This window comes from Imperialibacter sp. EC-SDR9 (assembly GCF_902498805.1).
Taxonomy (GTDB): Bacteria; Bacteroidota; Bacteroidia; order Cytophagales; family Cyclobacteriaceae; genus Imperialibacter.
Genome location: NZ_LR701637.1, coordinates 169260 through 182680, shown reverse-complemented (window position 1 = coordinate 182680; position 13421 = coordinate 169260). Strand labels below are relative to the sequence as shown.

General features: G+C 40.8%; 11 protein-coding genes. All 11 read right to left on the bottom strand.

The features are described 5' to 3' along the window. Position 1 precedes the first annotated feature (1 nt). Entirely contained in the window at positions 2 to 763 is a 762-nt protein-coding gene (locus tag GC130_RS29025; RefSeq protein WP_201568585.1) for a cytidylyltransferase domain-containing protein, read from the bottom strand. Then, positions 754 to 1629, bottom strand: coding sequence for an aldo/keto reductase (locus tag GC130_RS26195; protein ID WP_152001336.1), 876 nt, complete (start codon positions 1627 to 1629; stop codon positions 754 to 756). The genes GC130_RS29025 and GC130_RS26195 overlap by 10 nt, the downstream gene beginning before the upstream one ends. Next, positions 1613 to 2287: a class I SAM-dependent methyltransferase gene (locus tag GC130_RS26190; RefSeq protein ID WP_152001335.1), complete on the bottom strand. Its 675-nt coding sequence runs from the start codon at positions 2285 to 2287 to the stop codon at positions 1613 to 1615. The genes GC130_RS26195 and GC130_RS26190 overlap by 17 nt, the downstream gene beginning before the upstream one ends. Next, complete coding sequence (pseC, locus tag GC130_RS26185) at positions 2284 to 3489, bottom strand: UDP-4-amino-4,6-dideoxy-N-acetyl-beta-L-altrosamine transaminase (protein WP_152001334.1); 1206 nt, start codon at positions 3487 to 3489, stop codon at positions 2284 to 2286. Before pseC ends, GC130_RS26190 begins: the two co-directional genes overlap by 4 nt. 1 nt (position 3490) lies before the next feature. Further along, complete coding sequence (gene pseB / locus GC130_RS26180) at positions 3491 to 4501, bottom strand: UDP-N-acetylglucosamine 4,6-dehydratase (inverting) (RefSeq protein WP_152001333.1); 1011 nt, start codon at positions 4499 to 4501, stop codon at positions 3491 to 3493. A gap of 11 nt (positions 4502 to 4512) precedes the next feature. Then, entirely contained in the window at positions 4513 to 5838 is a 1326-nt protein-coding gene (locus GC130_RS26175) for a hypothetical protein (protein WP_152001332.1), read from the bottom strand. Positions 5839 to 5844: 6 nt separating this feature from the next. After that, positions 5845 to 7113 (bottom strand): ABC transporter ATP-binding protein, encoded by a 1269-nt coding sequence (locus GC130_RS26170; RefSeq protein WP_152001331.1) that lies wholly within the window; start codon positions 7111 to 7113, stop codon positions 5845 to 5847. Then, positions 7113 to 7964 (bottom strand): ABC transporter permease, encoded by an 852-nt coding sequence (locus GC130_RS26165; protein WP_152001330.1) that lies wholly within the window; start codon positions 7962 to 7964, stop codon positions 7113 to 7115. The genes GC130_RS26170 and GC130_RS26165 overlap by 1 nt, the downstream gene beginning before the upstream one ends. After that, a complete protein-coding gene (gmd, locus tag GC130_RS26160; RefSeq protein WP_152001329.1) occupies positions 7965 to 9110 on the bottom strand; it encodes a GDP-mannose 4,6-dehydratase in 1146 nt (381 codons plus the stop codon). A 378-nt stretch (positions 9111 to 9488) separates the two neighbouring features. Beyond that, a complete protein-coding gene (locus GC130_RS26155; protein WP_201568584.1) occupies positions 9489 to 10286 on the bottom strand; it encodes a hypothetical protein in 798 nt (265 codons plus the stop codon). A gap of 356 nt (positions 10287 to 10642) precedes the next feature. Further along, positions 10643 to 13303, bottom strand: a complete 2661-nt coding sequence (locus GC130_RS26150) for an SLBB domain-containing protein (RefSeq protein WP_152001327.1) — start codon at positions 13301 to 13303, stop codon at positions 10643 to 10645. Positions 13304 to 13421: the final 118 nt, after the last annotated feature.

Sequence of the window (13421 nt, the reverse complement as noted above, 5' to 3'; positions counted from 1 at the left end):
TTCATTCTTCTTTAGATAGTGATTTTAATAAACCTTCATTCCGAGTGATATCCTTATTTATGGCCAGCAGATCGTGGTCAATAATATAATTTGTGTAGTCAAGCCAGGACTTATCTAAGCCTTTGGCCTCGGTAAGTCTCGTTATCAAATCCAAATCCTTTTGCTCATCAACCGTCATTCTTATGTGTGAATAGTTCTTTTCGCATGGGAAATTCACGGCGGCAAAATTCTGACCTCCCTTAAAGTCGGAGTTATTTCTAATAAAGGGCGTTACGTGTTCTCTTTCTGATTTCTTGTCTGCAAGTTTCCAAGCTTTTGACAGAGCCTCAAACTTAAACACTTCTATGTCCTGCCCATCAGGATAGTGCTCCAAAAGGGTGTTAGAACAATAGTCCGCATTTTTTTCAATAGAAAATTTCACAACTTTATCTACCAATGCTGGATCAATCAAAGGACAATCTGAAGTTACCCGAACTACCCAGGTCGGTGAATGTGGCAAAGCAGCCTGGTAAAATCTGTCCAAGACGTCATCTTCTGATCCTGCGAAGGAGTAATATCCCCACTCTATGGCGTTCTTGTATATTACGTTATCATCAGGCGAACTTGTAGTGGCGACAAGTATAGCATCAACAAGCTTGCATTTACTTAATCTTTCCAAATGAATTTGTAAAAGCGTCTTGCCTAAAATAATTTTCAAAACTTTTCCAGGAAGCCTTGTGCTGCCGGTTCTTGCCTGTGTAATTAAGAGAGTGTTTAACCCCATAAAGATGGATTTAGGAGGGCTTTATTTTTGACTATCAAACTATTTATAGAATTCATGGTATCCTTACTTAGGACAAAGCTAGCCGCTTCCAGGTTCTTTTTCAATTGAGTTACCGAATCAACACCTATTAGTACATTGTCAATATTCTCCTGTGTGAGACAATAGCCAAGAGCAAGGGTATTTATAGAAACACTCTCTTCCAATGCCAGTTCCCGAATCCTGAGCAATTGTGGGGCCAATGCCTCTGTTATTCGATGCTTCGAGGTTGTCTCCATAAAAAATAAGCCTTGCAAAAAAGTGGATCTTGTGTGGATAGCCTTACGTTTCTCTTTTGCCCGCTCAATCATTTCGCCTCGTTGCGAAATGTTATCAAGTAAATTGAAAGGAAGTTGCACAAAGTCAACCCTATCATCATCAATGAGAGTAGCAATTTCCTCATTATTGTAGACCGACACTCCCAATTGGCGAAATACCCCTTTTTCTTTCATCAAGCTTAGCCGATCCATCAGATGAAGATGTTCTTGGTATGCTCCAAATGAGTGAAACATAAGACCATCAAGTTTTTCAAGATGCAATTCCCTGAGAAAAGTTTGGAGTTTTTCCTCCACAGTATGGTTGTTAATGCCGCCTGAAATTTTGGTTATTACATTGAAAGGCTTTTTTTGGTTTTCTCTATTATAGCCTCCAATAATCTGATGAGCAGACCCGTAGGCTTCAGCAGAGTCCAAGGTGTCAATTCCCGATTCTCGGGCCAGTCTTAGAATATTCAGGCTTTCGCTCTCGGGAATTTGCCCTGCTTTATTATTAACACCATAGGGAATGCCCATTTGAACAGTTCCCAGTATTAGCTTATTGATAAGAGGCATCTACGTCTTTCCTTAAAACCGTGATAGAAATAAGGTCATGAAAATCATCCTGGCCATTTAATTCCATTGTGGCGTGATTGTAGGTGGATTTATCAAGCAAATGATACATGTGGGTGGACTCAAATATTTTGTAATAGTCTTGTTTATAAGAATACGCATTAAATTCACTAATGTGGTGGTAGTTGTTTTTTAGTGCCTTTTCAGAATAAAAATCGGTAATAACTAACATCCCACTGTTTTTCAAAACTCTATCGATTTCCGCCACGCTTTTCAAGAGTAGGGCTCTATCTACAACATAAAACACGAATCCCACAATTACCAAATCACAAGAGGAATCAGGAACATCATCAATATTATCCATCGTTCCATGAATGAAACTCACTTCTGGATATTCCTTTTTGCCAAAATTTATAGCGTCTTTTGAGGGCTCCACCCCTATCACAGACTCGGAGCCAAAATAGTTTTTTATAGCATTTAATCTATATCCGGCACTCGAACCAATCTCAAGTACGCTTTGTGGATTGATTTTGTAATTTTTAAGTAGTGTGATGATTCTATCCTCTTCTGGATTATAGTTCCCAAGCTTGGATTTGTTCCTACTGAACCAAGCATTGGCTTCGTACGACAGGAAAGCAGACTTTTGTTCTTGCTTGTTCATGAGAAGTAGCTCTTAATTTCTTTGATCACAAAATCTTGTTCCTGATCTGTCAGCGTCGGGTACATGGGCAAGCTGAGGCAGCGAGTATAGTATCTTTCTGCATTTGGGAAATCTCCAACAGTCCACCCTTGTGACTGATAATATGGCATTAGGTGACATGGAATATAATGTACCTGAGGGAAAATATTCTTAGTACGTAGATGATTATACAGCCCAATTCTATCTTCAATCTCGATGATATAAAGGTGATATGCATGCCCCTCAACTGCCCTTGACTGCCCTTTTATAAATGCCGTATCAATGAAAGATTCATAGTACCTCCCGGCGATCTCCCGCCGTCTTTGGAGACCACCGTCCGCACGTTTCAATTGGCTGAGCCCTAAAGCAGCTTGAAAGTCTGTCAAACGGCAATTGTATCCCAATTCCTGCATTTCCATATACCAGCCCGGCCAATCACTGTTAACGGCGGAGCTCATATGCTCAATCTCACCCAAGGCAAGGGCTTTCGTATTTTTAAAGAGTGCACTTTCCCTGGTAATGCCATGAGTACGAAGCATGAGAAGTCTTTTGTACAGAGAATAATCATTAGTTGTGATCATCCCACCTTCTCCGGAAGCAATGTGCTTGACTGGATGGAATGAAAAAATGGCCAGGTCAGCAAACTGTCCACTACCACATTTACGTTGGGAACCATTCTGATCAGTAAAATATCCGCCCGGAGCATGACAAGCATCCTCAATTATCCACAGTCCATGTTCTTTAGCCAATTCGGCTATTTCCTGCATGTTAATGGCCCTTCCTGCAAAGTCAACCGGAACAATTCCCTTGTAGGTCCCTTTAGGGGAGCTCTCCAACAAACTCCTTACCTTATCAACATCCAATAGATAACTTTCTGGATCGATGTCAGAGAAAACCACATTTCCGCCACAGTATCTTATGCAGTTGGCGCTCGCCGCAAAAGTTATCGGGGTTGTTATTACATTGTCTCCGTTTTTTACGTCCAACGCCAGGGCTGAAAGATGAAGCGCTGCCGTACCATTTGAAACGGCAACAGCATACTTACTACCGACATAAGCTGCGAAAGCTTCTTCAAATTCCGTAATTTTCGGCCCCTGAGTTAGAAAATCGGATTGAAGAGTGTGAACTACTGCCTGAATATCCTCCTCAGTTATGTGCTGCCGGCCGTAAGGGATTTGTTTCATTCTAGTATTTGAAAGTTGAATCTACATGTTCACTGATCAACTTCCTCAGGCTGTCTACTGTCTCCCAATCGTGATTCTCGCCCGAATTGTAATTGAACCCAGCTTTAACCTTTTTTGCGCTAAATTGGTTAACAAAGTCGCTAATTTTCCACTTAGGAGTGCTCGGAAGTATAACGTAGTATTTACCCAAGTCATAAGTGTTATAAGAGTCTGATGCGGTGATCATTTCTTCATGCACCTTCTCCCCAGGTCTTATTCCAATAATCGGCTTCTCACAATCCGGTCCGATCGCTTCGGCTACGTCCATGATACGATACGAAGGGATTTTGGGAACAAATAATTCTCCTCCCCATGCATGCTCCAGAGCATACATGACCATGTTAACCCCTCCTTTTAGTGATATATTGAACCGAGTCATGTCTGGATCCGTTATTGGCAATACTCGCTCAGTCCTTCGACTAAGGAAAAAAGGAATAACGGAACCATTTGAACCCATTACATTGCCGTATCTAACCACTGAAAATTTTATTGGATTGCTACCGCTAATATTATTTGCAGCGATAAACAACTTATCCGACGTAAGTTTAGTAGCCCCATAAAGGTTAATAGGTGCACAGGCCTTGTCTGTTGAGAGGGCTACCACTCTTTTTACTCCAGCCTCAAAAGCTGCGTGTATGACATTTTGAGCTCCGCCAATATTTGTTTTTATACATTCATCCGGGTTGTACTCAGCAATAGGGACGTGCTTCATTGCCGCTGCATGAATCACGTAGTCCACGCCATTAAATGCCCTAACTAGCCTTTTTTCATCTCTGACATCGCCAATAAAGAACCGAATTTGTGGAAATTTGTCTTCAGGGTACTCCTGTGCCATTTGAAATTGCTTTTGCTCGTCACGAGAAAAAACTATTACTTTCTTAACTTCAGGCCATTTGGCGAAAATTTCCCTTGTTAGCGCTTTCCCAAGTGAGCCTGTACCTCCAGTAATTAAAACACTTTTATTGTTTAACATATTTCCTTTAATTATTCCCAAATGGTATTTTCACTACTAACAACTTTCTTAATTGAATTTAGCACTTTGGTTGAATTACTGTCAGCATCAAAAGTTTCAATCTCTACGCTGTATGCGTCGTCAACCAATCCGATGCCACATTTAGTCATCAGCGCTGAAAATTCGTTCTCTAAGCTGCTGTGTTCAAAAGAATACCTCAAAACATCCTCGATTTTCAAGCCGTCTTCATATGTGATGGCTCCTGGTAACTTTTGGTACCAGGCATTCCCAAATATCAGAGCTTTCTTACCTCCCTTTATTGCCTCCCATCCTGCTGTGCCGGTTACAACTGCAACAAATTCCGAATGTCTGGTTAGCTCATGAGTATTATATGAAACTGGAGCGAGTACAACATTCTTAAGCATCTTTAATCTTTGAAAGAATAGGTGCCCCCGTTGAAAATCTGTCTGCTTCGGATTCTCCTTCACGACCACCTTCCAATCAGCTGGCAAAATATGCACAAGACGTTCAATTGCCAAAAGTTGATCGTTGTACAACTTGCCAATAGCAGAAGTTGTCAACTCGGGCTGCATTGCCAAAGGAAAATAGACATATTTGGTTAAATGCAGATTCAAATCTTTTTCGTTCCTTCTTATGGCGTCCACAAATCGGTTGAATCTATAATTTTTAACTAGTTCTATTCCTACAGCAAACAATTTCTTCGATACTACAAGCTTAGCAAGTCTAAGGTAACGAGGCCTTCTAAAAGCAATTGGAGCCACATTACTCATGTAAAAATATTCGTCCTCATGCCGTTTTTCAATCTTGATCTTCTGTTCAACCGAGACGTTATTAACGGATTTAAATTGTCCAAAATCGTCAAGCTTTGTTACAATGAAAAACTTCTCTTTGAACAAAGATTGATAAAATAAAAGTGTTTTAATTTTTAATTCTTTAGCAAGAAGGTATAAAATAAAGTCCGGGCCTTCGTGAGGAATATTCGAAAAGATCACTAAATCCGGTTTCCTCTCACATAAAACGTTAAATAGTCTATTAAAAAAGATATTAAATGCATCGACGAAATCGTGGTAAGTCCATGAGTAGTCCTGGTAATGTCTTGAAAACATATTGGTAAATTTATTAAGGCCGCTATTATATACGGACTTATAAATTTTCTCATCAAAACTTATGGTGTGTAAATTTTCATCACAACGGAGGTAATCGAATATATTTTCAGAACCTCCAAAGTCATTGACAGTGTGAACTACTTGAAAATCTGGATCAGCGGAAATCGCTTTTACAATGCTCAAACCAGACTGGCCTTCAAAGCCCCATATAATAGTTTTAAGACTGCTCATCCAAGGCTAATTGATTGTCCACGTGGAGTCGCACAAAACTACACCTGAATTATTTGAGGGGTAAACTATACCAGGAGTCAAATTGGTAATTTCAATATTTGCGACATCTGTATGCCACCATATATCCTGACTCCCTTCCATGGCACCCAGATGCAAAGTATATAACCCATGCCTCAAGTTGTGCTCTATATTTATTCGGACTACCACCTCAGTTTGGGCTTCAAATGAAAACTCGTTACCTGAATTGTTTGCTGTAAAAACATTGACGCCGGTTGCTGTTGCCACAGTAAACCCAACTAAAAGTTTTTCGACTTTTTTCAAAACTTTGAACCTAACCAGAATCTCAATTGGCTTGTTCCAATAAAACACATTAGACAATTCTACAGAGTTCTCAAAAGCTAAATCTATTAATTCAACAGTTCCAGCATTGTAAGACGCGGTCCGATTATAGGGCATTAAGTTCACTATTGCCTCTTTTCCATCTAAACCGGACAATAGGTACTCATTAACAATATCTCCCATGGCACCTCGGTATTTTAAAGTGCCGTTTTCCAACAATATCCCTTCACTGCAAAGCTTGGAAACCGATTCCATATTGTGGCTGACAAAGAGAACAGTTCTGCCTTCTCCTTTGCTCACCTCACCCATTTTACCTAAACATTTTCTCTGGAAATCAGCATCTCCAACTGCTAAAACTTCATCAACAATTAGAATTTCAGATTCCAAATGAGCCGCTACAGCAAAGGCAAGCCTTACGTACATGCCAGATGAGTATCTTTTTACTGGAGTATCTATGTATCTTTCAACCCCTGAGAAATCCACAATTTCATCGAATTTTTTTTGTATTTCCTTTGTGCGCATGCCAAGTATGGCACCGTTAAGGAAAATATTTTCTCTACCAGTCAAGTCTGGATGAAACCCTGTCCCAACCTCCAGCAAGCTGGCGATTCGTCCCCTAACCTTAATTTGGCCGGTTGTAGGGGTGGTGACCTGGGATAGAAGTTTCAACAAGGTGCTCTTTCCAGCTCCATTTTTCCCAATTATTCCTATCGCCATTCCCTCTTCAACTTCGAAAGAAATGTCCCTGAGGCTCCAAACGACGTTGGATACGCCCTTCGTGGATCGAACATTGGTTTCTCCAAGCTTCAAATAGGGATCCTCTTTCCCCCTTGCTAGCGCCCACCAGCGCTCCAAATCTCTTGAAAGAGTACCTGTGCTGAATTGCCCGAGTTGGTATGCCTTAGATATGTTTTCTACTTTAATTGCTTTGCTCATTAAACCGTATCTACAAAATTTTTCTCAACCTTATTGAACACCAATGTACCTATGAACAAGATTAGCGCTGTGATACCGCAGGTATATAAAAAGCCAAGCCATGTAAAGGAGCCCTGCCCTAGAAAGCCTAGTCTCACACCTTCTATAATAGTAGTCATTGGGTTAGCAAGAATGGCGAGTCGATAAACCCCGTACAAGCTAGATAGTGGGTATACAACTGTAGTTGAATACATCAATAGTTGGACACCAAAAGTGATCAAAAAAACTAAATCTCTGTACTTTGTTGTAAGAGAGGAAACAATCATGCCAAGGCCAAGGGCCAGGCTAGCCATTAAGAACAAAAGAATAGGAAATAATAGTATATAAATTGAAGGACTGAAGTTTGCTCCCTGAATAAAATAATAGGCCATCATCACAAGAAGCAGACTCAATTGTACCGACAGTTTTATTAAACTCGAAATGATTATACTCAAAGGCATAACTATCCTTGGGAAATATACCTTGCCGAATATGTGTACATTATCAATAAATACACGTGATGTTTTAGTAAGGCATTCGGAGAAATATGTCCAAGCTGTTATGCCAGCTAAATAAAAGAGTGGCTGAGGAAGTTCGTCTGTCGATATTCCAGCCAATGAGCCAAATACAAACATATAAACTCCCATGGTGAATAGTGGCTGTATAAAAAACCAAACTGGCCCGAGAATTGTCTGTTTATAGAAAGATATAAAGTCCCTCTTTACAAACATCCAGAGCAAATCTCTATATTTCCAAACCTGCTTTAGCTTTAAGTCAAGTAAGCCAGATGTCGGCCTGATTACTAAGTCCCAGTTTTCTTCGGTCTCTTTCACTTACTCTGCCTGTTTTAAAACCTTGTGTCCTGCACTAATCAAATGGATGTCTCTTTGAAAAAGCTTAACATCCGAATCCATCATTTCTTCCACAAGACCTTTCAATTGATATTTCGGCTTCCACCCCAACCTGCTATGAGCCTTTGCAGGGTCTCCAATGAGAAGGTCAACTTCAGTTGGCCTAAAATATCGTGGATCTACTTTTACCAGAGTGTCCCCTAATTTTAATCCTTCAGGGAGGTCTGAATTCCCAACTTTCTTCATCAACGTATCAGAATCAATTGATTCAAGAACTCCAACCTCATTTAAGCCATTTCCCTGAAAATGCAGATTGAGCCCAACGTGAGCAAACGACATTTTAATAAAATCTCTTACACTGGTAGTAACCCCGGTGGCAATCACATAGTCCTCGGCAACGTCCTGTTGAAGAATTCTCCACATAGCTTCAACATAGTCTTTGGCATGTCCCCAGTCTCTTTTCGCATCAAGGTTGCCAACGAATAAGTCTTGCTGTAAACCAAGAACGATCTTAGCAACGGCTCTTGTGATCTTGCGAGTTACGAAGGTTTCTCCACGAAGGGGGGATTCATGATTGAATAGAATTCCATTGCACGCAAACATATTGTATGCTTCCCGGTAGTTCACAGTTATCCAGTAGGCATAAAGTTTGGCAACTGCATACGGAGACCTTGGGTAGAAAGGTGTCGTCTCTGACTGAGGCACTTGTTGCACCAATCCGTACAATTCAGAAGTGGACGCTTGATATATTCTTGTTTTGCCTTCAAGACCAAGAAGCCTTACGGCCTCAAGAATCCTCAGCGTCCCAATGCCGTCTGCATTTGCAGTATATTCTGGTGTATCAAAACTCACTTTCACATGGCTCATTGCCGCCAAATTATAAATTTCATCTGGTTGCGTCTCTTGTATGATTCTTGTCAGATTCATCGAATCTGTCATATCACCATAGTGCAAAATAAGCTTTGGATGGTCGACATGGGGGTCTTGATACAGATGATCTATCCTGTCTGTGTTGAACAGCGAAGCTCTCCTTTTTATGCCATGAACCTCATACCCTTTTTTGAGTAACAGTTCAGCAAGGTAGGCGCCATCCTGTCCGGTAATTCCTGTAATTAATGCCTTTTTCATCAACTAACTATTTTCTTATCATCATGAATATTAAGCTGGAACCGAAATTCAGAGTCGTTTTACACCGCTCCTTTATTGTCCAAAATTAGTGCAAAAGCTTCCTCTTTCAGAATCACTGGAATCGTAGTTGAGCTTGTTTTTAGAAACAGTAGCTTCATTCAGAAGATTTGACTTTGCACTAACCGAAGAGTCAGACTTACCAAACTCTTCTGCTAAGATTTGAATATGTTCTTCTGAGTCGGAATTGCTGAAAAACTTAATCAAATGGCGAAATTTGGTTTTCGAAGTTATATGAGACCATGACACAAGAGTTTTTGAGTAACAAAATTACTCGATTGTTAAAACAATCCAATTATATCGAGCTTTTCGCATCATGAATCAATTTGTCTTCGAGATTGTCAGCTCTTTGAAGTAGGAAACAAATAACATCAATACTAGTATAAAAAAGCCAACCACAGCGCCAACTCCTGTATAAAGAATAATTATTTTGCTCGCCTTAGGTTCCGAAGGGCTTCCAGGAATTGAAACAGGTTCAAACTCTGAAAATAGAGGAGTTTCTTTTTTGACTTGGATTTGAGCCTGTTCAAGTTGATTAGACAAAGTATTGTAAATATTGAAGGCCAGGTTATATTCAAAAGTAAGGTATTGCTCTCTTGATTCAGCCAATTTGGTCATCCTGCCCTGATTGGAATCCCGAAACGTTGCCAACTCTTTTTGTGCCTTTAAATATTCGGTTTCAGCCTCTGCTTTTCTTTCGCTAATGAAATCCAAGTCCAGCCTCAGTTTTTCTGTTTTATAGTTGGAAAGGTAAGTTATGAGTTTTTCAATTACTATAGTGTTCAACTGTGCGGCAACATTTCTATCGGGCATTTTAACTGTAAGCGATATAATTCTTCCATCGCTAGCGATACTTATCCGCCTTTTAAGCTGAGCCATCACCTTTTTTTCTTCCCCAGACAAAATGAGCACGGAAGGATAGTCTTCCATTTTCTTTCTGATATGTTTAGGGGTTACTTGCTTTTTCTTTTTAGCAAGTCCCAGAAGAATTTTGACATTTAAGGGGAAGTCCTTCAAATAGTCTGCTGCTGCCGCAAAGAAGTGCTTAGGTTCTGGCTGAAGGAAAAATTCGTAAAGAGACATTTTCCTTTTTCTTCCAAATTGGAACTCCTCATCCATTAATTCCAGCAGGAAGGGACTACTTCGGAGAATCTGCGGGTACATGTCGGAGTCTAAACCACCAGAGCCGCCACCGCTGGATTTTCGGTTTGTTCGAACACCCGCCAGGCCGATAAGGTCACTAAGTCCGCCGACGGATCCGTCATCACCTCCCTCCGATAGAATCTCAACTGTAGCCTCGTATTCTACAGGTGTGGTATTTGCGACAATCACCCCTATTATAAGAAAAACAACAACTGAAACTGCCAGGTAAATTTTTCTGCTATAAAACAGCCAGAAAATATCAAGCAGAGCAATTTCTTCCCCAGAAAACGTTTCTCTTACAGTAATTTTTTTATTCCTCATAAAAAAGCTCATCAATTCCTAAGCACCTGAGAATTTACCAGTAAATAAAGCGTCAGGAGGCTTGTAGACAGGCCTACAATTTCCTGGATCGAAATGGGTCTACGGGCTGGCGCAAGAGGAACTATAATTTCTGCTCCGGGTTCAATTTGAGGGTAAAACCTGAACCCGAAAAACCGCTTCGTTCGCTTTACTTCCCCGTTTGCATAAACAACATAAGATCGTTTTCTACTAGCTACCTCCGAGAAGCCGCCTGCATTTCCAATATATCCTTTTAACCCTTTTCCGGTTTCATAGCGAGTCGTTGTCGGGTAAAGTACTTCACCCCTTAGCCTCACAGTTTGTAGCTCTTTTGGAATAGTTAGCAGATCGCCATCTTTCAGTATCAAATCATAGGGAGAACCCGGGTTTCTAATAATTTCACCAAGATTTATGCCCACCAATTCTGCTTCTTTTGCTTTCATTTCCTTCTCCTTGACCGCACCTGTACGAATAAGTCGTTCCGTCCTGGCCTCCTCAAGAAGCTCGTCATCGGATCGATTTAATTCACTCATTAGAAGTGCTTCTTTGCCCTTGGTAACATTTGCATCCACTCTTTCAAGTATTTTCTTTTCAGATTCGATATTTTCAGCATCCTTTCTAAGGGTGTTTGCCTGCAAATCCGTCAATTTGTCCAACCTTATTTCTTCTTCTGGCTTGGGCTCATAATACTCTGTCCTCCTCAGAAGCGTTGCTCCCTTAGCATAAGCAAATTGATTCAAACCTCCGGCTCGCTTTACAAGGTCTGATATTCTCATTGTGACGATATCGAGGGCATATTCTCCCGGATAATTGACCTCGCCTTCAATGGTTACCAACTTTTGTTCCTGATAACCGGGGCTTTTTCGAACAAAAACATGATCAAACGGGCTTAGAATAATCTCTCTTTCTTCATCGGCTATCGACAAATTGTTATTGACTGGAAAAGTAATAATTGAAGCTATTTTTCCAGAATTATCGTTGCTAACTCTTCTAGCAATCTCTATAATTGAGTTGGCCGCTGATTCTTTCAAACCTCCTGCTCTAATTAGCAAATCACCGATTGTCATGTTTTCGGCATATGGGTAGTTTCCCGCTTTATTAACCTCGCCGCTAACTTCCACAGAGTATTCTTCCCGAAGGTCAAAAATGCTCACAATACTCAGCAAATCTTCGTTTTGTAAAGGCAGGTCGTCAGCTTGCCCTTCAAGGATGGCACCCAAATCGATGGAAGCAGCTTTAAGGGTGAAGTTCTCGGAGGTCCTGTATAAGGTTGCCCTGCTCAAAAATGCATCCCCTTGAAGCCCCCCAGCTTTCTTTATTAGCTGTGAGACTGTCAATCCTTCAGTTAATTCATATTGTCCAGGACGAATGACCGGGCCTTGTATCTGGACACGGTTTGAAAATCTGTCCTGGATTTCACCAATGGTAAAAATATCCCCATCTCTGGGAAAAAACTGTTGCTGTAGGGCCTTGTCAAGGGTTTCAACAGTTTTCATTTCGTCACCTACCCTGGTAACAGTTACCATTTCAGTATAGGCCAGTTCATTAAAGCCACCTGAGAAGTAAATCAAATCTTCAAAAGTCTCCTGAGGTCTCATTTCAAAAAGTCCTTGTATTCTGGTAGCCCCAATAACTTCAACTCTATTTGAAATGGGTCTTGTGAGGATGACATCATTGTCTTCCAACCTTACATTGGCGCTGTCGTCACCTTTGGTTAAGAACGGATACGTGTCGACCTCGGTAACGAGTTTGCCCGATCGGTAGACCTGAATATGGCGAAATGTACCATTGGTAGTCGGGCCACCAGCTGCATAAAGGGCGTTGAAGACTGTAGACATGGAGGGCAATGAATAAGTACCAGGACTCTTCACCTCTCCAACAATATTTACTTTGATCGTCCTCACATTTCCGACTGTTAGCGATAGAAATGTGTTAGGGTTATTTCCTCTCAGGCCCGAATAATAGCTGCCTAGTTTACCGGTAAGGGATGAGATAGCGGCATCAACAGACAAACCGCCGATATGTATCAACCCGATAAATTTCATGTTGATTTTGCCATCCGGAGTAATGATCTCTTTGAAGCTATCCGTTGTCGCACCGTAAATATTGATTATAACCTCGTCGCCAGGCCCTAAAATATAATTCTTGGGCGTAGGCATATTCAAATTTGGAGAAAAATCGAGGGGCTTATTGTGAAAAATAGAATATCCAAAAATCTTCTTCTCAAGGTCGTTCAATTCGTAGCCCAAGCTATCACGACCCGTTATTGACTCAAACAGGTTGTCGCTGCCAAACCTTTGAGTCTTCCGTAATGCCTCGGCTGAAGATTCTTCTCTTTTTTCCCTCCTGAGTCTTACATTGCTAACTTGTATTACTCTTCTTTCAAATTTCGCATGCTCAGCGGGGAGCATTCCTCTTTGGCGTGCCAAAGCAATCAACCGATCTTGCGAAACGCCCAGGCCCTCTGCTTTTATCAAAAGATCTTCAATTTGTTGGTCCGTCAACAAATCGACTTTGATCGAGCCCAAATCCCCAAAGGACTGCGACTTCAGATCGTTTGGAGCCAGAATGACGATCAGAAGAAAGATTATTGAAGCTAATTTAAACAACCCTTGCAACCGAGAAAAGGATATACCTAATTTTACTAATTTCATTAAATGTTTTGAGTTTTCGTTTAAGAGAAACACTGTCTTTTATATTTCTGCCTAGCAGGGTTTATTACCAATGCCTGGTTGTAAACGGTCGCAAATATAAATAATTATAGCAAGAGTG